Raw genomic sequence first — 21,357 nt, 5'->3', positions numbered from 1 at the left:
CTAACCCAACACGTAGACGAAGACAAACAGCCCCAACCAGACCACGTCCACAAAGTGCCAATACCAACTGGCGGCCTCAAATCCGAAGCAGTCGTCGTGTTTAAAGTGGCCCTTGAGCGAACCCCGCAAAAACATCACCAGCAACATAAAGGTGCCCAGGGTAACGTGGGCGCCGTGAAAGCCGGTGAGCATAAAAAAGGTGGTGCCGTAGATGCCGCTCTCCAGCGTTAAGCCCATATGGTGGTAGGCTTCGAGATACTCTTTGGATTGCAAAAAGAGGAAGATGCAGCCCAGCAGTACGGTAATGCCTAACCACAAGTTAAAGCCGACGCGCTTGTTATTTTTCAAAAAGGTGTGGGCCAGATGCACGGTAACGCTGGAGGAGAGCAGCACCACCGTGTTCCAGAAGGGCAACCAACCCCAAATGGAACCGGCTTCGCCAAAGCTCATGCTCTCGCCGGGGCCGAGTCGCTTGGCGGCTTCGCCGTTGGTGGCCATGTCGGGGGTAACCATCAGCGGCCACTCGGTTTCAAAGCCGGGCCAGAGCAGATTGTTGGTGGCGCTGTCGTGGGCGCCTTCGCCACCCAGCCAAGGCAGGGCAAAGTTGCGCACATAAAAGAGCGCACCGAAGAAGGCGGCAAAAAACATCACCTCACTAAAAATAAACCAGCCCATACCCCACACGTACGAGCGTTTCAGCTGATCATTGTTTAGCCCCTGTATATTTTCGTTGATAACAATGCTGAACCAGCGAAACAGCACAAAGGCAAAAATCATAAAGCCGATAAATAAAATGGTGGTGCCATTTTCCCGGCCATTGAGGGTGCTGGCCAAACCGTAAACCGTGGTGGCCAGGCCAATGGAGGCAAAGATCGGAAGTTTACTCTGCTCCGGTACGTAATAATTGCTGTGACTAGACATAAGCGGTCCCATACTGTTGGCGCTTGGTTGCGGTCACTCACTTCAGTCCGATGATAAGCGCTGTTGGTTAACTTTGTTGTTATTGTGGTTGCGACTACTCGCGGTTTATTACTAGCGCGCCGCTGCCTTGGCGGCATCGCTGTATTCGGTTATGTCAAACATGGTGTAGGCCAGGGTGAGCGTGTGGATATGCTCGGGCAGATCTTTGTCGACAATAAAGCGCAACACCAACTCTGCTTCGTGCCCACCCTCCAATGGCTGATTGCTAAAACAGAAACACTCGGTTTTATGAAAATAATCGGTGGCATCATAGGGCACCAAGCTGGGCACCGCCTGGGCCACCATATAATTTTCGGTGGGGTTGCGGGCGTAATAACTCACCTGCACCTCCTGCCCCGGATGGACTTTGATCTCGGTTTGGTTGGGCCGAAACTGCCAGGGCATGGCCTCATTATTTTTGCCAATAAACTGCACGCGAATGGTCCGCTGCTCGTTGACCGTTTGCGTGCTCTGTTCATAGCGCTCGCCGGTTTTGCCGTTGAGCCCGGTAATATCGCAGAACACCTCGTACATGGGTGGCAAAACAAACAGGGCAAAGGCGAACATGCCAACGCCGGTAATCAATAACTTGATTACCAGCCGGTTGACGTTTTTATTGGCGTTACTCATGGCGGCTTACGACTGAATAGCCGGTGGCGTGGTGAAGCTGTGGTAGGGCGGTGGCGACGGCAGTGTCCACTCCAGGCCGTGAGGATTTTCCCACACCTGATCGGTGGCTTTGTGGCTGCTGTTAAGGGTGCGAATAATATTGAAGAGGAACAGCACTTGGGCGGCGCCAAACAGGAAGGCGCCACAACTGGAGATCATGTTGAAGTCGGCAAACTGCAGGGCGTAGTCGGGAATACGTCGCGGCATGCCAGCCAGACCGACGAAGTGCATGGGAAAGAAGGTTAAATTGAGGCCGATAAAGGCCAGCCAGAAGTGGGTTTTACCCATGGTCTCGTTGTACATCTTGCCGCTCCACTTCGGCAGCCAATAGTAGACGGCGGCGGTGATGGAGAAGATGGCGCCCGGCACCAATACATAGTGGAAGTGGGCCACCACAAAATAGGTGTCGTGGTATTGGAAGTCGGCCGGGGCAATGGCCAGCATCAAACCGGAGAAGCCGCCAATGGTAAACAGAATGACAAAGGCGACGGCAAACAGCATGGGCGTTTCAAAACTGAGTGAACCGCGGAACATGGTGGTGACCCAGTTAAAGACTTTTACACCGGTGGGCACGGCGATGAGCATGGTGGCGTACATAAAGAAGAGTTCGCCAAACAGCGGAATGCCCACGGTAAACATGTGGTGTGCCCAAACAATAAAACTTAAAAAGGCGATGGAGGCGGTGGCGTAGACCATCGACGAGTAGCCAAACAGCGGCTTGCGCGAGAAGGTGGGAATAATGGCACTGACGATACCAAAGGCCGGCAAAATCATAATGTAGACTTCGGGGTGGCCAAAGAACCAGAACACATGCTGGAAGAGTACCGGGTCGCCACCACCGGCGGCGCTAAAGAAGCTGGTACCGAAGTGAATATCCATCAGCATCATGGTGACCACCCCGGCCAGTACCGGCATCACGGCAATCAGTAGGTAGGCGGTGATTAACCAGGTCCAGACGAACAGCGGCATTTTCATCATGGTCATGCCGGGTGCGCGCAGATTGAGGATGGTGGCGATAATATTAATGGCCCCCATAATTGAGCTGGCCCCCATGATATGCACCGCGACGATAAAGAAAGTGACGCTGGGTGGGGCGTAGGTGGTGGAGAGCGGGGCGTAGAAGGTCCAGCCAAAATTGGGTGCACCGCCTTCCATAAAGAGGGTCGACACCATAATTGAGAAGGCAAAAGGCAGAATCCAGAACGACCAGTTGTTCATACGCGGCAGTGCCATATCGGGCGCGCCAATCATAATCGGCACCATCCAGTTGGCCAGGCCAACAAAGGCCGGCATCACCGCGCCGAAGACCATTACCAAACCGTGCATGGTGGTCATCTGGTTAAAAAATTCCGGTTGCACAATCTGCAGGCCGGGCTCAAACAGTTCTGCGCGAATCACCAGCGCAAAAATGCCACCAATAAAAAACATTAAAAAACTAAACCACAAATAGAGTGTGCCAATATCTTTATGGTTGGTGGTAAATAACCAACGGCCGATGCCGGATGCGGGACCATGTGCCATGGTTGGACTCCCTTATATTGTTTTAATGTTGGGTTCGATTATTTGGATTCTTTAAAGTTAAGAATATCGATGGGCTGCAGGCTATCGCCCATGTTGTTGCCGAATGAGTTGCGCTGGTAGGTGATCACCGAGGCGATTTTGACTTCGGAGAGCTGCTCGCCAAAGGCTTGCATGGCTGGATTTTTGCGGCTGCCAAAGACCACCATGTTCATGTGCTGCGCAATATCGCCGGTGGCGACGGCACTGCCGGCGATGGCTGGGAAGGCGCCCGGCACGCCCTGGCCGTTGGCCTGGTGACAGGGGGCACAGGTGGTTTGATAAACCTCTTCACCCATGGTCATCAGCTCTTCAAAGGTGAAGGTCTTTTCGGTGAGTTCGCGCAGTTTGGCGGCGGTGGCCTGTTTATCTTCGAGCCAGGCCAGGTATTCAGCCTCGGGCTTGGCTTCCACCACAATCGGCATAAAGCCGTGGTTTTTACCGCACAACTCCGCGCATTGGCCACGGTAGATGCCGGGCTCTTCGACGTAGGTCCAGGTCTCGTTGATAAAACCGGGAATGGCGTCTTTTTTAACCGCCAGGGCCGGCACCCACCAGGCGTGAATCACGTCGTTGGCGGTAATTAAAAAGCGCACTTTTTTGTTGGTGGGAATCACCAGTGGCTCATCCACTTCCAGCAGATAGTTGGGGTTTTTCTCGGCCAGGTTGTGAATTTCATCGTCGGGGGTGGAGAGGTTGGAGAAGTAGCTGACATCCTTATTGAGGTATTCGTATTTCCATTTCCACTGGTAGCCGGTAATGACGATATCGAGGTCGGCCTCTTTGGTGTCGTAGATTTTTATCAAGGTGCTAGTGGCCGGCACCGCCATAATAATCAGAATAACAAACGGGATAATGGTCCAGAGAATTTCGAGCGCGGTGCTTTCATGAAAATTGGCCGCCTCGGCGCCACGGGATTTTCGGTGGGCGATCATGGTGTAGAACATCACACCAAAAACCACGACGCCGATAGCGACGCACCACCAAAAAATATCCATATGTAAACTGTAGATTTGGCGGCTGACCGGTGTTACCCCTTCGGTCATATTAGTGTGCCAACGGTCGCCGATATCGGCATAGACCGCGCTGACTCCAAAGCATAGGAGTACAGCAAAAAGGCTTGAACAGTATTTTCTAAAGAGTGTGAGCATTGCCCAATTCTCCGTGTCGTGATTATTATTTTTTTACAACAGCCGGTGAACTACAGTTGGGGCTAAGAGTAGGGCGAGTAAGGTCGGTAATTAATACTGTCGATGCCGAGCGTGAGCCCTGGGTTTGTTCCAGACAGCGAGCCCCCAACACAAAAATTATTTATTTCGTATCTTTATTTTAAGATCTGTTGTTATTATGATTTTTGCTTACAGTGCTGCAAACCGATTGAAAATAAACTTTTTTCGAGCGGGGTTTGCAGAGCAGTAAAGAAGCCACAGGCGCGAACAGAAGTCAACGAATTTATTTTAAATTGGCATAATCCCAGCGCCTTAAATCAGGTTTTATACCAAGGCATTAATTAATGTCGTTCGACTGCAATTAATTTTTAGAGGATTCAACAGCAGAGTCCCACCGCACTTATGGGCTCAATTAATGACAACCGCCAGCGCTAAAAACATCAGCCATCGACGAGTTTGGCAGTTGGCCTGGCCGATGATCCTCAGCAATCTCTCCACGCCACTGCTCGGTATTGTCGATACCGCGATTCTCGGTCACCTGCCCCAGGCCACTCATCTCGCCGCCGTTGCTCTCGGTTCGTCGCTGGTCACTTTTATTTTTTGGAGTTTTGGCTTTTTGCGCATGGGCACCACCAGTTTGACCGCCCGGGCGGTGGGCGCGGGTGATGCGCTACTGGAACAGGCAACCCTGGCACGCAGCGCCGTTTTGGCGGTGACCATTGGCGTGGCGCTGTGGTTGTTGCAGTGGCCACTGCTGCCGTTGCTGCTGGGTTGGTTGTCGCAAGCTGGCGAGGTGCAGAACCTGGCTTTGGACTACAGCCGCATTCGCGTGTTGGCGGCGCCGGTGGTGTTGATCAACTACGTGCTGGTGGGTTGGTTTATTGGCCGCCAGAACACCCGCGTGCCACTGCTGCTGATGGTGGTGCTCAATGTCGCCAATGTGGTGTTTGACCTGGTGTTGGTCTGGTGGTTGGGTTGGGGCAGTGCCGGTGCTGCCTGGGCCAGCCTGACGGCCGAGCTGTTGGCGTTGTTGGTTGGCTGGCAGTTATTGCGGCGCGCGCTTAAGAGTGGGTTTGTCGTTGCTGGTTTGACTCTGCGCTGGCGTGAGTTTCGGCCGCTGATCATTATCAACAGCCATCTGTTTGTGCGCACCGCAGCGCTGCTGCTGGTGTTCCTCTTTTTTACCAGCCAGGGGGCGCGCCTGGGGGAGACGGTGTTGGCCGCCAACGCCATTCTGATGCAGCTGGTGGGAGTGGTCTCCTATGGTTTGGATGGCTTTGCCCACGCCGCCGAAGCCTTGGTGGGGCGCGCCGCCGGCGCCCGTCAACGGCGCCAGTTTGTCTTGGCGTGCAGTATCACAGGGCAGTGGGCCGCGGTTACCGCCCTGGTAACGGCGTTAGTGCTGTGGCTGTTGGGCCCCAATCTGATCAGCCTGTTTACCGACCTCGCCCCGGTGGCGGCCCTCGCTCGGGACTATTTTATCTGGCTGCCGCTGTTTCCACTGTTGGCGGGGGCGGCCTACCACATGGATGGCATCTATATTGGTTGGGGACGGCCGGATGTCATGCAATACACCATGTTGGCATCGGCACTGCTTGTCTTTTTACCTGTCTGGTGGCTGGGCAGCGGCAACACCGCACTCTGGCTGGCGTTCGTCGCTTTCAACCTGAGTCGCGGAATTTTACTTTCGGGATATCTGGGTCATAAGTTGGTAAAGGGCGCCATTTGGGAGTAGCGGTTTGAGTCGGCAGTTTTGATCGACTATCCGAATAAAGCGCAGCGTGTTGAGATCTTGTGTCTATAATAAAAACGCACCGCACCAGTGGTGACTAGAATAAGCAATAGCCAGCAGTCGCTTGAGATAAGCGCAGCCACACAAAGGGAAGCTATAGGGTTAACCATCGCCGGTATGTTACTTATGGATCCGGATAAAATTGCCCAGATCAGAGCCGTGATCGCGTCGGGTAAATCGGCCCAACGGGATTCGACTGGCCTGGAGTTCTGGTATTTGGAGCGTTCTGCCAGATTGCACCACTTAATCGAGCTGCCCCCCGGTAACGAGGCGGAGGCTCTGCGCCTGTTTGTTGAACGCTATATCGATTTTCTACCCGACTGCCTGGAACACTTTCACGCCCTGGCCGAACGCGCCAACATCAGCCAATACACCGGGCTCTTCCTCGACCTAGCCATCGATTTTCTGCTCTCCCAGCCCGAAGGGGTGGAGCTGCACTCCTACGGCCATCTGATCGACGAAGCCTATATGGCGCACCGTCTGCTGGAGGAGTTAAACGACCGCTGCCTGCGCTACCTGGGTGGCCCGGCGATGCCGGCGGATACCGCCTTTGCCAATCTGATCATGCACAGCATCATTGGCGAAGCCTACGCCAATGAGCTGGATATGGCGGTGCAGTATGCGATAGAAGCCAATGGTGAGCTGGAGAAGAACGTGCTCAGCGGCCTGCAGCCGGCGCCGCTGCACGAACTGGCCGATGCCGCTCAGAATTGGCCGGTGTTTGGAGAGGATCTCTCGGTGGGGGTCAAGTTTCACTACTAGGTGGCTTGTTGCTCAGTGGCAATAGTGTCACCACCTGGGTCTCCGCCTCTTTCACCTCCTCCGGGGTATTGACCCGGGTCTCCAGCTCGCGCAACTGCGGTTGAATGTGCAGCTGGTCGTTGAAGCCACAGGCTTTGCATTCGCGGAAATCGGCGCCGTCCTGGCGATACATCATCAATTTGTCCATTTCGCCACAGCGGGGGCAGACCGCCCCCGCGATAAAGCGCTTGGTGACTGGGGGTTTGGCATCGTTCATGGTGTTCTCCTCTAGCTCGCCTTGGCGGCTTCAATGCCACTGTGGCGCAGCAGCGCCTCGGTGCTGGGCTCGCGGCCGCGGAAGGCGACAAACAGCTCGTTGGCCGCCTTGCTGCCACCCTGTTCCAGAATTTCGGTCAGGAAGCGCTGGCCGCTGTCGTGGTCGAAAATACCCTTCTCCTCAAACACGCTGAAGGCGTCCGCCGAGAGCACCTCGGCCCACTTGTAGCTGTAGTAGCCGGCCGCGTAGCCGCCGGCAAAGATGTGGGTGAAGCTGTTTTCAAAGCGGTTGAAGGCCGGTGGCTGGAACACCGCCACCCGGTCGCGCACTGCCTGCAGCACGCCGTGCACCGACACCGGCGTGCTCTCTGGGTAGTGCCAGTGAAGGCGCAGGTCGAACAGGGCGAATTCGATCTGGCGCAGCATCATCATGCCGGATTGGAAGTTCTTGGCCGCCAGCATCCGCTCCAACAGCGCCTGGGGTAGGGCTTCGCCGGTCTGGTAGTGGCTGGAGAGCAGGCCGATCACCTCCGGGTGCCAGCACCAGTTCTCCAGGAACTGGCTGGGTAATTCGACCGCATCCCACTCCACGCCGCTGATGCCACTCACCGCGGCGACATCGACCTTGGTGAGCATATGGTGCAGGCCGTGGCCAAACTCGTGGAAGAGGGTGGTCACCTCATTGTGGGTGAGCAGTGAGGGGATATCTTTGCTCGGTGGGTTGAAGTTGCAGGTGAGGTAGGCCACCGGCAGCTGCAGGCCGGTTGGCGTCTGGCGGCGCACGCGACAGACATCCATCCAGGCGCCACCGCGTTTGTGGGCGCGGGCAAAGAGGTCAAAATAGAAGCCGGCCAGCTCGCGCCCCTGGTGCATCACCCGGTAGTAGCGGGCGTCTTTGTGCCAGGTGCTGACGCTGTCGTCGGCTTCGATGTCGAGGTCAAATAGCCGCTTGGCGACGGCAAACAGGCCGCTGATCACCCGCTCAACCGGGAAGTAGGGGCGCAGCTCCTCCTGAGAGATGGCGTGCTGCTCCTGTTTTAACTTCTCGGAGTAGTAGCTGACATCCCAGGCCTGCAGCTCGCTGATGCCATCTTTGGCGGCAAACTGGCGCAGTTCGGCCAGCTCCTGGTTGGCCATGGCTTTGCTGTGGTCGGCCAGGGTCAGCAGAAACTCCTCTACCTCGGCCGGGCTCTTGGCCATTTTGCGGGTCAGGGAGAGCTCGGCATAGTTGCCAAAGCCGAGCAGTTCGGCCTGCTGCTGGCGCAGGGCCAGGGTCTCCAGAATCAGTTCGCTGTTGTCCCACTCGGCGGCGCTGCTGCCATCGGCCTTGCTGCCCTCGCTGCTGGCACGGGTGCAGTAGGCGCGGTAGACCGCCTCGCGCAGGCTGCGGTTGTCGGCGTGGGTCATCACAGCCAGGTAGGCGGGGATATCGAGGGTGATCACATAACCGGCCAGCTCGCGCTCTTCGGCGGCGTGCTGGGCGATGGCCAGGGCCGACTGCGGCAGGCCGGCCAGTTCGGCCGCCTCTTCTATATGCACGTACCAGGCGTGGGTGGCATCCAGCACGTTGTTGGAGAACTTGCTGGAGAGCTCGGAGAGACGACGGCTGTTGGCGGCGAACTGCTGTTGTTGAGCCTCGGGCAGGCCGATGCCTGACAGGGTAAAATCGCGCAGGGCGTTGTTGATGCTCTGCTGCTGCGCCTGGCTCAGTTGGGGGTACTCAGCGCTGGCGGCAATCTGCTGATAGGCCTGGTAGAGCCCCTGGTGCTGGCCGAGCTTGGTGCTGTATTCGGTAAGTTTGAGCAGGGCGTCGTTGTAGGCCACCCGCAGCGGCTCGGAGTTGAGTACACCATTGAGGTGGCCCACCGGCGACCAGGCCTGGCTCAGCTGGTCGTCCTCCTGTTCGGTGGGGGCGATAAGATTGGCCCAGGTGTAGTGGCTGTTGTTGGCCAGGTGCGCCTCCAGGGCGGACAGGTTATCGGCGATCAACTGCTCGATGGCCGGCACCACGTGTTCGGGTTTGATCTCGGCAAAAGGGGGGAGTGTGTGGCTTTCTAACAGTGGGTTGGGCGTTAAAGGCTTGCTCATGAGGACTCCAAATTGATAGCGTTAAACGCTCATCACGACTGATCACATTCGACAGGACACAAAAGTTTAAATTTGAGGGTAGAGCATGACAAATTCAATACGGGCGCTGCGGGGCATCGAACCAAAACTGGGCGAGCGGGTGTACGTCGACCCGGCCGCGGTGGTGATCGGCGACGTTGAGTTGGGCGACGATGTCTCGGTGTGGCCCTGCACGGTGGTACGCGGCGATATGCACCGTATCCGCATCGGTGCGCGCACCAGTGTGCAGGACAACAGCACTCTGCACATCACCCACGCCGGCCCGTTTAACCCGGATGGCTGGCCGCTCACCATCGGTGAGGATGTCACCATCGGTCATGGCGTGACTCTACACGGCTGTACCATTGGCAACCAGGTTTTAATCGGCATCGGCTCCACCGTGCTCGATGGTGCCGTGGTGGAGGACAAGGTTGTGATTGGTGCCGGTTCGCTGGTACCACCCGGCAAGCGGTTGGTCAGTGGCTACCTCTATATGGGATCGCCGGTGGAACAGCGCCGGCCGTTGAAAGAGAAGGAGCTCAACTTCTTTACCTACACCGCCGGCAACTATGTGCGCCTGAAAGACGAGTACCTGGCGGCGGAGTAGGCGCCGCTTAAGCCAACTGCTGACGCACCGCGGCGATCACCGGCCCGAGCTCAGGGCTGATACCACGCCACAGGCGGAAGGACTCCGCCGCTTGGGCCACCAACATACCCAGGCCATCGGCCAGGCGGGTGCATCCCTGGCCGGCGGCCCAGCTGAGAAACACCGTCGGCTGGGCGCCGTACATCATGTCGTAACAGCAGCTGTCGGCAGCGAGCACAGAAGCGGGAATAGCCGGCAGCTCACCGCCAATGCTGGCCGAGGTGCCGTTAATAATCAGGTCAAAGCTGCCGCTGAGTGACGCCAGCGGCGCGGCACTGATGGCGCCAAAGACCTGAAACTGCCGGGCCAGATCGTCGGCCTTGCTGAAGGTGCGATTGGCGATCACCACTGCCGCCGGTTGCTGTTCCAGCAGAGGCTGCAAAATACCCCGCACCGCGCCGCCGGCACCGAGTACCAGCACGCGTTTGCCGGCAATGGACCAGCCCTGGTTGCCGGTGATATCACTAACCAGGCCAAGGCCGTCGGTGTTGTCACCCAAGAGGTGGCCGTTGGCATCCAGCCACAGGGTGTTGACGGCACCGGCGGTTTGCGCCCGTGGGCTCAAGGTGTGGGCCAGCTCAAACGCCTCAACCTTAAATGGCACCGTCACATTGAGCCCTTGGCCGCCCTCGGCAAAGAAGTGCTCCACCGCCTCACTGAAACCATCCACCGCCACCAGCTGCTTACTGTAGTCAATCGCCTCGCCGGTCTGTTCGGCGAACTGCTGATGAATGGCTGGTGACTTGGAGTGCTCAATGGGGTTGCCGAACACGGCGTAGCGCGCCTTGTCTGGCCCAAGCCCCAGCCAATCGCGGCTTTGCAGGTAGTAGTCGGTGAGTTTGGCCTCTTCGGAGCCCGCTTCTGGGCTGTAGTTGTACTCCCAGCGCACCAGGGGTGGCAGCGACATCAGAATCGATTCGGTGCGGCCGCCGGTCTGCAGGCCGAACAGGGTGCCCCGGTCCCAGACCAGGTTGAACTCAACGTAGCGCCCGCGCCGGTAGAGCTGGAACTGCTTCTCGCGTTCGCCATAGGGGGTGTTTTTGCGCTTGTTGAGGATGGGGCAGATGGCGTCGGTGTAGCCCTTACCGACGGCCTGCATAAAGGCAAAACAGCGCTCGAAGGGCCACTGGTTGAGGTCGTCGAAGAAGAGGCCGCCAACGCCGCGGGGCTCGTCGCGATGTTTGAGGTAGAAGTAGTCGTCGCACCACTTTTTGTAGCGTGGGTAGACCTGCTCGCCAAAGGGGTCGCAGGCGGCTTTGGCCACCTGGTGCCACTGGATGCAATCTTCGTCGAAACCGTAGTAGGGGGTGAGATCGAAACCGCCGCCAAACCACCAGACCGGATCTTCGCCCTCTTTTTCGGCGATAAAAAAGCGGACGTTGGCGTGGCTGGTGGGGGCGTAGGGGTTTTCCGGGTGAATCACCAGGGAGACGCCCATGGCTTCAAAGCGGCGCCCGGCCAGCTCCGGTCGGTGGGCAGTGGCGGAGGCGGGCAGCTGGTGGCCGGTCACATGGGAGAAGTTAACGCCCCCCTTTTCGATGACCGCACCGTTGGTCATCACTCGCGAGCGGCCGCCGCCGCCCTCGGCCCGTTGCCAGCTCTCTTCCTGGAACTGGGCCTTGCCGTCGACACCTTCCAGTGCCTGGCAGATATGGTCCTGCAGATCCAACAAAAATTGCTTTACCGCGTGCTTATCGACGCCTTCCATCACCTGATCCTCGCGCTAGCGGCAGCCGACAGGGGCCGCCTGTTACAGCGGGCAAGCTTATAGCGGCGAGATCAGAAATCAAGCGGAGCGCAGTATCTGGCCGCTGCGTAGATCGCGAATTTGGGTGGGCTGACCATTGCTGCCCACGCTGCCGGGGGCATAGACAATGGGTTCGTTGCGGTAGTAGCGGCGTACCTGGGTTGGGGTGCGCGCCGGGGGTAGGCCGCCGGGGTTGGCCGAGGTGGAGACTATCGGTCCCCCGAAAAGGTGGCAGAGCGCCGCCACCACCGGATGGTCGCTGACGCGCACCGCCAGCGATTGATGATCACCGCGAATCCAGGATGGTGCAAAACCGTTATGGGGGATCACCCAGGTGTTGGGGCCGGGCCAACTGGCGGCCAGGGTAGCGCGTTCGGCGTCGCTGAGGCCGGCCAGGTAAGGAGTGAACTGACCGATATTGGCCGCCACTAAAATAACCCCTTTGTTAATGGGGCGATTTTTCAGTAATAAGATTTTCAGCAGTGCCTGCTCGTTGGCGGGATCACAACCCAAACCCCAAACCCCTTCGGTGGGGTAGGCGATTACCGAGCCCTGCTGTAGCGCTCGCGCGGCGTGAATAACCTTTGTGTTGTAAAGCCAATGATCCATGAATAAAACGGATAAGGAGTAATAAAAGAGAAGGCGCATGGTAAAAAAATTGGTTGGCTTTGAACAGCGTAATCCGCCTGATCACCGCAGCTGCTGGCGAAGCCATGTAAAGAAATGTTGAAGAAAAATAGACTCAGCATTTGGTTATTAAAAACAAATATTTAGAGAAGAAGATTGTTAGTTGAAAAGTTTAATCTCGTCTACGCTAAAAATTAGAATCTCTATTTCGTGATTACCCCTGCCACTTTAAGCAATTGTTTCAGCCAGCGACGGTGCTTTATGAGTAGAGCCGACGATCAAATGCTGCCATAAATACATTGACCGACGATAACGGATTACCGCTTCGAACATGATTGAAAACACAGTGAGCATATTGATTGTCGAAGACGAGAGCATTGTGGCAATGGATTTGTCGCGTCAGTTGGCGCGCTTGGGCTACAAAATTGAGGGCACCGCGGCGCGCGGCGATAGAGCATTGGCGCTGGCGTTGGCCACGTCGCCGGATATTATTCTGATGGATATCCGTATCAAAGGTGAGATGGATGGTGTTGATACGGCGGCGAAAATCCAGAGCGTCTATCCCGTTCCGATTATCTTTCTCACCGCCCATGCCGAAGACTCCACCCTCTCCCGGGCGAAAGCGGTCAAACCCTACGGTTACCTGTTAAAACCTTTTGCCGAACGCGATTTGCACGTTGCCATACAGGTTGCTCTGGAAAGATTCAAACACGACGAGTTAATCAAGCACCAGGAGAATCACCTGCGCTTGGCGCTGGACTCAACTCAGGCCGGAACTTGGGAGATGGCCTCGGCCGCGGCACCGATTATTTTTGGGTACATCCCCGAGGCCAAATTAGCGGTGATGTCGGATTGGCAGACCCTCTATCGCAGCATCGTACCCCTGGATAGAAAACGAATTAAAAGTGAAATGGCCAAGCTGACTGAAGAGAACAGCGAGCTGACCCTGGAGTTTCGCTGTGTTGACGAAGATGGTTGTAATCGCTGGTTTAAGCTAAATGGCAAAAGTTATTTTGATCATGACCATGCCGATTATCGGGCTATTGGCGTTATTCAGGAGATCACCAAAGAGAAGCAGGTCGAATCAAAATTGAAGCAGGCGGCGTTGGTGTTTGATCACAGTGCTGAGGGCATTGTGGTACTGAATGCAGAGAAAAAGGTGATCAGTGTTAATTCCGCCTTTCATCAAATGACGGGCTACAGTGAGAGCGACCTGCTTGGGCGCGAACTGCCGGTGCTCAGCCGACATAATATCGACCAGAAGACCTACACCACCATATGGGCCGACGCGGAGGCAGAGCACACCTGGCAGGGGCAGCTACGTATGTTTTGTGAAAACGGCGCCCTGCGTCATGTGTGGGCCAACATTGCCGCCGTTAAAGATGCCAGTGATCAGTTTGGTAAATTTGTGGTTGTGCTATCGGATATTACCGAGGTCCACGATGCCCATGAAAAACTGGCCCACATTGCCTATCACGACACCTTAACCGGCCTGCCTAACCGCAGCCTGCTGCGCGACCGTTTAAACCATGCCATCAGTAAGGCTAAACGCGATCAGAGTTCGCTAGCGGTGCTCTTTTTGGATCTGGACCACTTTAAACGCATCAACGACACCATGGGCCATCAGGTGGGCGACTCGCTGCTGGTAACTATAACCAAGCGGCTGTTAAGTGAGATTCGTGCCACCGATACCCTGGGCAGAATCGGTGGCGATGAATTTATTCTGTTGTTGGAGGGTGTGCAGTCGGACACGCACCTGGAGTTTCTCTGTGAAAAACTGCTGGCGACCCTGGCACAGCCGGTAATGCTGGCGGGTATTGAAGTTACCATTGGTGGCAGTATTGGTATCGGTGTTTACCCCCGGGATGCGCAAACGGCTGAGGAGCTGATCAAATCGGCGGATATGGCCATGTACGCCGCGAAAACCGCCGGACGCAATAAATTTACCTTTTTTAAAGCGGAGATGAGCGATTACACCACTAAATATTTCAGTCGCGAACAGGAGTTGCGCCGGGCCTTAAAGCAGAATGAATTTCGGCTCCATTACCAGCCACAGATTGATGCCGCCTGCGGTGAGTGTGTCGGTTGTGAAGCCTTACTGCGGTGGCAGCACCCGGAGAAAGGCCTGCTGGGCGCCAATGAAATTATTCCCTACGCTGAAGCCAGCTCGCTGATATTGGATGTGGGCAATTGGGTGATTGATGAGGCAACACGGCAAATGCGTGAATGGCGTACTGGCAATGTCCCAGTGCCGATAGTGGGAATTAATATTTCGGTACCGCAGCTGGAGGATCGCTCTTTTACCTACAAGCTGATGACACGCCTGGCCCAGTTGCAACTCAACGCCAGTGATTTTGAAATTGAAGTGACTGAATCCTGCCTGCAGGACAACGAGCAGGTGGTGTTAACTCTGAACGAATTGGCCAATAAAGGTTTGGCTATTGCCATCGACGATTTCGGCACCGGCTACTCCTGTATGAGTTCGTTAAAGTATCTGCCGCTCGACAGAATTAAAATCGACCAGAAATTTATTCGCGATGTTCCCGAGGATATGAACGACTGCTCCATTGTTAAGGCGATTGTTGCCCTCGGTAAACAGCTCAATTTGAAAGTGGTGGCCGAGGGTATTGAAAACCGGCAGCAGATGGATTTTTTACTGGATATCGGCTGTGACCATTTGCAGGGCTATTATTTGGGCCGCCCGGTTGCAGTGCAGGAGTTTGAGCAGCTGCTGGCACAATTAAATCAATCGAAGTGGGCATTGCCGTGAACAGCCTGCCGATTACCAATCAAAGTCGCGATGACCTGATGATCCGCTTGACCTTGGAGGCCTCGCCCAATGCCATGGTGTTGATCGATCACGACGGCAAAATCTTGTTGGTCAACTCCAGTTTGGAGTCGCTGTTTGGTTACCAGCGCGATGAGTTAATGGATCGGTCGATTGATCTGTTGGTGCCGGAGCGCTTTCGTCACCACCACCCGCATCAACGCAGTGCCTACTTCAAACGACCGATTGCGCGCACCATGGCCAGTGGTATGGAACTCTACGGCTTGCATAAAGATGGATCGGAAATTCCTTTGGAAATTGGATTAAACCCGATTATTGCCGATGGTAAATCCTTTGTGATTGCCGCCATTACCGATATTACCGAGCGCAAACGGGCACATGACATGATGCGCCTGGCGGTGGAGGCGGCACCCAACGGCATGATTATGACCGACGCCGATGGTCTGATTATTTTGGTGAATAATTTTGCCGAGCGGCTGTTTGGTTATAGCCGTGAGGAGCTGGTCGGCAAAGAGATCAGTTGGCTGGTGCCACAACGGTTTCGCGAAAACCATAAAAAATTGCGTAAGGATTATTACGATAATCCGATCTCCCGGGCCATGGGCAAGGGGCGCGATCTCTATGCGGTGCACAAAGATGGCCGCGAGATTCCAGTGGAGATTGGTATCAACCCCATCAATACCCCAAATGGCACCATGATTCTTGCCTCGGTGGTGGATATTGCCGAGCGCAAACAGCAGGAGGAGGAGCTGCTGAAAGCCATCAAAGAGAAAGAGGTGCTGTTGTCGGAAATTCACCACCGGGTGAAAAACAATTTACAGATTATCGATAGCTTATTGGGTATGCAGCTCGATACGCTGGAGTCTGAGCGGGAAGTTAACGCTATCATCGAAAGTAAAAATCGGGTGAAATCGATGGCATTAATACACCAGGCGTTGTACCAGTCGAAAGATCTGTCGCGGGTGGATATGGCCACGGTGATAACCAACCTGCGCGAAAATCTGTTGATGTCGTACGGTGCCGACTTAATCGAGATAGAACTCAACCTAGCCCCGATACTACTGCCCATCGATAGCAGTATTCCTCTTTCGCTCATTATTAATGAACTGATCTCTAATGCCCTGAAGCACGCCTTCGAACCCAAAGCCACAGGATTGGTATCGGTCACTCTGGCCGGTGACATTGGCAATATCCAACTGCTGGTTACCGATACCGGGCGCGGTATTGACGGCAGTGTCGACTTTTACAATAACCCGTCGTTGGGGTTGCGGCTGATATTTGCGTTGGTCGATCAGCTTGGCGGAGAGGTGGTGGCCATTGACCGTTTCCCCACCCGCTTCGAGTTTGCCTTTAATCTGCAAGAGGCTGGTTGATCAAAAGCGGGCGTTGATTAATAGCGGCTGGATGGGCGATGGATGAACGTAGAGAAAATAGGCGTGGCTGGTGGCTATTTCCCGGAACTGGGTGTTAAATAGACAGTCATAGCTGAAGTCTCCGGCGGCTGGCCGGGTTTAATATCCTTTAGAAAAACAGGTATAAATGCTCTCTCCTCGCCCCGCTAAATTAATAGCCCTGATGCACAGCGTTATGCTGGTGCTCTCGGTCTATGCGGTGTGTGCAGGCTCCGTGCAGAGTATCGGCGATGGTTTCTCCAACCTCGACGGCGCCGTTACTCTTATCCAAAACGATTCAGACTCCCCTGATTGTGATCAGGCTATTCCCAGTCAAACCTTCCCAACTTTCATCCCAGCACATCCTCCGGTGCCGGCGTTCACTGGCCAGACCCAAATCCCCCGGTTGGTTGCACGCTGGTACGCCATTCGTGCCCCTCCACGTGGTTTGCCCAGTTAGCTGTAAACCAATTTTTCTTTTTTAATCACAAACTTGTGATCAGAGCATTGCTATCAATGCCGAAAGATCTGTGGAGTATTATTATGCAGAAATTAGCCCTTCTGGATTCTTCCTGTTGTCAGGATTTGGCCAGCCCCTACGTAGACGGCCACTGGAGCTTAACAACACCGGCTGTGGATTTGTTGACCGATTTTAGTAAAGAGGCGCCGGTCTTTGTTGATGTCAATTTCCCTGCGGCGGAGGCAATTGAAATTTTACGACGCGCCAGCGTTCGCTTATTGATGGTGCTGGGTAAGGATGATCACCTGGTGGGTGTGGTTGGCTTTGACCGTTTAAATGGGCAGGAGCTGATCCGAAAAATTTCGTCGGGTTATCACCGCGATGAACTGACGGTGTCTGAGTTTATGACGCCGAAAAGTGAGTTGAAGGCGCTGGCCTATGATCAATTTGCCAAGGCCACGTTACAAGAGGTGCTCTACACCTTGGATAGCAGCGGCCTACACCACTGTTTGGTGATCGACACCCAAACACATAAAATTCGCGGGGTTATCTCGGCCTATGAAATTGCCCAGAAACTGGGATTGCCGCTCAACCTGATTCGCGAGCCCAATTTTGGGCAGATCTGCAGTGCGGTCTACCGCCAGGTGAACCCGCGCACGCCGCTCTGCATTGGCGTTAACTAACGGCGCTGCTACTCACAATAACTGGTGGCGGAGGATGCCAGTTGCGGACCGGGCCCGGACAGCGCCGGGGCCTGGTTTTGTTGAGGTGTGCTACTGGATAATGCGGAAAATTCGTAAGCCCACAACCCGGTCGGCATTGTCACCGGTATCGAGATTGGGGTTGTACTGATAGTAGACGCTGGTTTCGAACTGCGTGGTCAATAACGACGGCGTGCGATAGGTCACTTCCCAGGCGAGCGCCGATGGCGTGCTGCCACCCGCTTCATAACCTTCATCTTTAACGACCTTGGCTACCGCCAGGCCGAGGCTGTCATCGCTGCTGAAAATCTCGCTGATGACAGCCCCAGCACTGCGATAGTCGGAGACCTGTTCCGAGCCGCTTTCCGAAAGCCCCATCTGTACAAACAGGGAGGTGCGGTCGCGGTAACGTTTCTCGGCGATAAGATAAAACCCTTTCTGGTCGGCTTGGGGTAGTTGCTGGTGCAGCTCTTTGGCTGCCGAGTGATTCCAGGTGCCGGCCGCTATCTTGAAATCATGCTGGCTGTTGAAGCCACTCTCCAGAGCGGTGAACAGTCCGTCGGAGACATTGAACGAGAGCTCGGTGGTATCGAGTGCCGATGAGCTGTCATAACTGGCGGCACGCAGGTAGTAGTTGTCCTGTTGCAGGTTGAATTTAACTCCCACTGCACTGTTGGCAAAAGCCATGCCGCCTGGTAGCGCCAGCTCCGGCCCGTTCTGCAGGTTGGTCATGGCAAAATTACGGGTGGCGCTCAGACGATAGAAGGCATTGCTGAAATCCTGCAGGCCGACGCTCACATCCGCGTGAAACTCATCGAATTCCTGCCGGTAAACCAGCCGGTCCAAGCGGGTGGCGCCCTCGGTATCAATACCCGCCCAGCGGTTCATATCGGCGGTTTTGCTCCAGCTGATCAGCTCATTGGGATCGACGCCATAGTCGGCAGATGCCCGGGCAAACAGCTCGCCGTGCTGCCAAAGACCGAGATTTTCGGTTTTTAGTTGAAAGGTAAATTGGGTGGCGAGAGCATCTTTAGCGAGGTTGATACTGGACTCATCGCTGGCGGTGTTGTTGCTGGCCAGGAGTTGATTGCCGGACAACAGAATATTGGTGGGTGCCATGTAGGTTTCGGCGCTGCCGAAGCTGCCACAGCTGACTGTCATTAAGCTAAGAATCGATACTACACGTTTCAAAACAACGATCCGATTATTTCAGTGGGTTAATACAGTGACCTCTTTTTAATGTAGCTGATTAACCGCAGCCTGGTACAGACTAAATTGGAAATTTGTTTAAAAAAATACGCTAACCCATGGAAAATACATAGAAATTTGAAATTTTAGATCGATAGGTTTCAATTTATATCGCAATCGCAGGGGGCGACTGCAAGAGGTGTAATTCAGTTATAAATTCGCTCGACCACACCATCAATTTGGCTCACCTGGCCATCCAGCTCCAGGTTGAGCAGCTCCACCAACAGCTCGTCGACTCCCATTCCCACCAGTGGCAACAGTTCATCGACACTTTTGGGCTCATGGCCGAGGGCATCCAGGATGGGATGTGGCTTGGCGGTGGCGGTTTCCGGCTCGGTTGTGTCCAGTTCCAGCTGCTTGTAGGCAAGCGGGCCGACCAGCTCCTCGGTGATGTCGGCGGTGGTCTCCACCAGTTTGGCGCCTTCGCGGATGAGCTGGTGGCAACCACGCGCCAGCGGGTTGTGAATCGAGCCCGGCAGGGCAAACACTTCGCGGTTCTGCTTGGCGGCGAGGTAGGCGGTAATGAGTGAACCGCTCTTCACCTTGGCCTCGACCACCAAAACCCCCAGGCTCAGGCCGCTGATAATCCGGTTGCGCTGGGGGAAGTTGGCGCGCACCGGCGCGGTAGTGAGCGGGAACTCGGTCACCAGGCAGCCGTTGTTGGCCAGAATGGCTTCGGCCAGCTGCCGGTTGCGGGCGGGGTAGAGCCGATCGATGCCGGTGGCCATTACCGCTGTGGTAAAGCCCCCGGCGGCCAGCGCGCCGCGGTGGGCGTGGCTGTCGATGCCCAGCGCCAAACCGCTGGTGATGGTGAAGCCGCCGCGGGCCAGCTGCTCGGCGAACTGGCTGGCATTCTTGCCACCCTGGGCGGTGCAGTGGCGGGCACCGACCACGCCAATGGCTGGTAGGTGCAGGCAGTGCTGGTTACCCCGGATGTAAATCAGCAGCGGTGGGTTGGCTATCTGTGCCAACAGGGCCGGATAGTCACTGCTGCCATAGGCGATGGCTTGGGCACCGAGCGCCTGTAGCTGCTCACGAATGTGATTGACGGCCTCCGCCAGGCTGGAGGCGTTGGGGCAGCTGAGCAGCTGCTGGAGCTTATCGCATTCGGCTTTGGGGAAGAGCGCCTGCTGCGTTTCGAAGTCGAGCAGTAGATTCTGGGCAGAGCCCGCCTGGATGACGGCTTGATGAAGTTGTCGGGGGGAGTGGGGTTTAACGAGCGATAGGGCCAGAGCGGCGCTCAGGCCCTCAATCGCGGTGGTAGACAAGGTCGCCATCCGTGGCTGTTGTCTAATTTGGTTGTTTAGTGAGTGCTGGCCGGACTGTAGAGCTTGTCGTTCAAATTAACCGGCACGCTGGACTCCAGAATCAGACCAAAGCTGAGCTTCTCGAAGGTGCGAAACACCATCAGCAGGCCGGCTTTCTCTTCGGGTAGCTGTACCTTGCCGCCGGCAACAGTGTCTTTGATCAGCTTGCCCTCTTTGTAGATGGCGAGCACGTCGCCTGCTTCAATGCCTTCACGTTCGCCCAGGTTGATTACCACTACGTCCATGGCGCCGGCGTGGGTGAGACCCTGATCCATAGCCAGTACCAGGCCTTCAATCGCCTCGTTGGCGGGTGCGCTGGGGAAGAAGGTGGACTCAATGGCGCGCTCTTCGTCGGGCAGCAGGCGGTCGCCAATACGCACCTCTTCGGTGGAGCGGGTCACGGCCAGGGTTGAGACATCGCTGTTGGCGGCGGTGACGCGCACCGAACCGATATCCAGCCCTTGATAACCGAGCACCTCTTTGGTCTTTGGATCAACGTAGGGTTGGCCCAGACGGTAGAGGTTGTAGTTGGTGATTGAACTGTCCAGGGCGCCGCGGGCGTAGAGGCGATCGCCATTGGCGAGAATCAGACGCTGCTCCTCGCCGGCCACCACATAGGGCGCTGCTTCCATCTCTCGTTTATCGACGATGCGGTTTTTGTTGAGGAAGGCGTCGATCACATCCAGCGGAATGGCGGGAATGGCGTCGGCCAGTGGCACCACGCGCACGGCGGGGGAGAGCTTGGTAACCCCGGGCTGGAGTTTTTCGGTGCGACGGCTGATGGTCAGGCGTGGCCGCCCGTCGAGATAGATAAGAGAGATAACATCGCCGGGAAAAATCAGGTGTGGGTTGTCAATTTGGGGGTTGGCGTGCCACAGTTCGGGCCACATCCAGGGGTTTTTGAGGAATGTCTCCGAGATATCCCACAGGGTATCGCCCTTCACCACGATGTACTCATCGGGGTGGTCTTCCCGCAGTTGAATCTCCTCGGCCTGTGCCCAATTGACTATTGCTGAAAACAGCAACAGCGTGGCCATCATGCGGGTAAAGATGTTTTTCATAGAATCCTATCCTGTACTCGGCTTGCCCCTTGTTTCAGGGTTATAATAGCCTATTTGACGCTGGTAGTAGGTGTTTGCCGCGGTCTGGCCCTTATCGTTGCTGTCTCTGGC

At 55.7% G+C, this 21,357-nt stretch carries 18 protein-coding genes and 1 pseudogene; 7 read left to right on the top strand and 12 right to left on the bottom strand.

The window, feature by feature from the left end:
* The 4 genes from SBL51_RS19535 to coxB all read right to left on the bottom strand — a co-directional run bounded on the left by SBL51_RS19535 (nt 1) and on the right by coxB (nt 4,337).
* Complete coding sequence (locus tag SBL51_RS19535) at nt 1-921, bottom strand: cytochrome c oxidase subunit 3 (RefSeq protein ID WP_317932820.1); 921 nt, start codon at nt 919-921, stop codon at nt 1-3.
* Between the two features lie 111 nt (nt 922-1,032).
* Complete coding sequence (locus tag SBL51_RS19530) at nt 1,033-1,590, bottom strand: cytochrome c oxidase assembly protein (protein ID WP_317932818.1); 558 nt, start codon at nt 1,588-1,590, stop codon at nt 1,033-1,035.
* 6 nt (nt 1,591-1,596) lie between these two features.
* A complete protein-coding gene (ctaD, locus tag SBL51_RS19525) occupies nt 1,597-3,150 on the bottom strand; it encodes a cytochrome c oxidase subunit I (protein WP_317932817.1) in 1,554 nt (517 codons plus the stop codon).
* Nucleotides 3,151-3,188: 38 nt separating this feature from the next.
* Entirely contained in the window at nt 3,189-4,337 is a 1,149-nt protein-coding gene (gene coxB / locus SBL51_RS19520; protein ID WP_317932816.1) for a cytochrome c oxidase subunit II, read from the bottom strand.
* Between the two features lie 433 nt (nt 4,338-4,770).
* Between coxB and SBL51_RS19515 the strand changes: the two genes are divergently transcribed.
* Nucleotides 4,771-6,090 carry an MATE family efflux transporter gene (locus SBL51_RS19515; protein ID WP_317932815.1) on the top strand — a complete coding sequence of 440 codons (1,320 nt, stop codon included), beginning with the start codon at nt 4,771-4,773 and terminating at the stop codon, nt 6,088-6,090.
* Nucleotides 6,091-6,273: 183 nt separating this feature from the next.
* Nucleotides 6,274-6,909, top strand: coding sequence for a hypothetical protein (locus tag SBL51_RS19510; protein WP_317932814.1), 636 nt, complete (start codon nt 6,274-6,276; stop codon nt 6,907-6,909).
* Here SBL51_RS19510 and SBL51_RS19505 read toward each other — a convergent pair.
* Both SBL51_RS19505 and SBL51_RS19500 read right to left on the bottom strand, forming a co-directional pair.
* Nucleotides 6,893-7,165: a YheV family putative zinc ribbon protein gene (locus SBL51_RS19505; RefSeq protein WP_317932813.1), complete on the bottom strand. Its 273-nt coding sequence runs from the start codon at nt 7,163-7,165 to the stop codon at nt 6,893-6,895. The genes SBL51_RS19510 and SBL51_RS19505 overlap by 17 nt on opposite strands.
* Nucleotides 7,166-7,176: 11 nt before the next feature.
* Nucleotides 7,177-9,252 carry a M3 family metallopeptidase gene (locus tag SBL51_RS19500; RefSeq protein WP_317932812.1) on the bottom strand — a complete coding sequence of 692 codons (2,076 nt, stop codon included), beginning with the start codon at nt 9,250-9,252 and terminating at the stop codon, nt 7,177-7,179.
* Nucleotides 9,253-9,337: 85 nt separating this feature from the next.
* Between SBL51_RS19500 and SBL51_RS19495 the strand changes: the two genes are divergently transcribed.
* The gene (locus SBL51_RS19495) at nt 9,338-9,877 is read left to right on the top strand and encodes a gamma carbonic anhydrase family protein (protein WP_317932811.1); all 540 of its coding nucleotides are present in this window, start codon (nt 9,338-9,340) and stop codon (nt 9,875-9,877) included.
* A gap of 7 nt (nt 9,878-9,884) precedes the next feature.
* Here SBL51_RS19495 and aroE read toward each other — a convergent pair whose 3' ends face one another.
* The 3 genes and pseudogenes from aroE to SBL51_RS19480 form a co-directional block, all read right to left on the bottom strand.
* Nucleotides 9,885-10,688: a shikimate dehydrogenase gene (gene aroE / locus SBL51_RS19490; protein WP_317932978.1), complete on the bottom strand. Its 804-nt coding sequence runs from the start codon at nt 10,686-10,688 to the stop codon at nt 9,885-9,887.
* 33 nt (nt 10,689-10,721) lie between these two features.
* A pseudogene (hemF, locus tag SBL51_RS19485) lies at nt 10,722-11,624 on the bottom strand (oxygen-dependent coproporphyrinogen oxidase); the annotation flags it as partial.
* 78 nt (nt 11,625-11,702) lie between these two features.
* Nucleotides 11,703-12,272: a Sua5/YciO/YrdC/YwlC family protein gene (locus SBL51_RS19480; RefSeq protein ID WP_317932810.1), complete on the bottom strand. Its 570-nt coding sequence runs from the start codon at nt 12,270-12,272 to the stop codon at nt 11,703-11,705.
* A 349-nt stretch (nt 12,273-12,621) separates the two neighbouring features.
* On the opposite strand from SBL51_RS19480, the gene SBL51_RS19475 reads away from it, so the two are divergent.
* The 4 genes from SBL51_RS19475 to SBL51_RS19460 all read left to right on the top strand — a co-directional run bounded on the left by SBL51_RS19475 (nt 12,622) and on the right by SBL51_RS19460 (nt 17,612).
* Nucleotides 12,622-15,060 carry an EAL domain-containing protein gene (locus SBL51_RS19475; RefSeq protein WP_317932809.1) on the top strand — a complete coding sequence of 813 codons (2,439 nt, stop codon included), beginning with the start codon at nt 12,622-12,624 and terminating at the stop codon, nt 15,058-15,060.
* Complete coding sequence (locus tag SBL51_RS19470; RefSeq protein WP_317932808.1) at nt 15,057-16,451, top strand: PAS domain S-box protein; 1,395 nt, start codon at nt 15,057-15,059, stop codon at nt 16,449-16,451. The genes SBL51_RS19475 and SBL51_RS19470 overlap by 4 nt, the downstream gene beginning before the upstream one ends.
* A 166-nt stretch (nt 16,452-16,617) precedes the next feature.
* Nucleotides 16,618-16,929, top strand: coding sequence for a hypothetical protein (locus SBL51_RS19465; protein ID WP_317932806.1), 312 nt, complete (start codon nt 16,618-16,620; stop codon nt 16,927-16,929).
* Between the two features lie 83 nt (nt 16,930-17,012).
* Nucleotides 17,013-17,612 (top strand): CBS domain-containing protein, encoded by a 600-nt coding sequence (locus SBL51_RS19460; protein ID WP_317932804.1) that lies wholly within the window; start codon nt 17,013-17,015, stop codon nt 17,610-17,612.
* A gap of 90 nt (nt 17,613-17,702) precedes the next feature.
* Here SBL51_RS19460 and SBL51_RS19455 read toward each other — a convergent pair whose 3' ends face one another.
* The 3 genes from SBL51_RS19455 to SBL51_RS19445 form a co-directional block, all read right to left on the bottom strand.
* Nucleotides 17,703-18,821, bottom strand: coding sequence for a carbohydrate porin (locus SBL51_RS19455; protein ID WP_317932803.1), 1,119 nt, complete (start codon nt 18,819-18,821; stop codon nt 17,703-17,705).
* A 203-nt stretch (nt 18,822-19,024) separates the two neighbouring features.
* Nucleotides 19,025-20,155 (bottom strand): DNA-processing protein DprA, encoded by a 1,131-nt coding sequence (gene dprA / locus SBL51_RS19450; protein ID WP_317932802.1) that lies wholly within the window; start codon nt 20,153-20,155, stop codon nt 19,025-19,027.
* A gap of 26 nt (nt 20,156-20,181) precedes the next feature.
* Nucleotides 20,182-21,246 carry a LysM peptidoglycan-binding domain-containing protein gene (locus tag SBL51_RS19445; RefSeq protein ID WP_317932801.1) on the bottom strand — a complete coding sequence of 355 codons (1,065 nt, stop codon included), beginning with the start codon at nt 21,244-21,246 and terminating at the stop codon, nt 20,182-20,184.
* Between the last annotated feature and the right edge of the window lie 111 nt (nt 21,247-21,357).

The organism is Halioxenophilus sp. WMMB6 (genome assembly GCF_033283405.1).
In the GTDB taxonomy this organism is placed as follows: Bacteria; Pseudomonadota; Gammaproteobacteria; order Pseudomonadales; family Cellvibrionaceae; genus Halioxenophilus.
The sequence above is the reverse complement of the archived record's forward strand: the minus strand, read 5'-3'. Positions and strand labels throughout refer to the sequence as shown.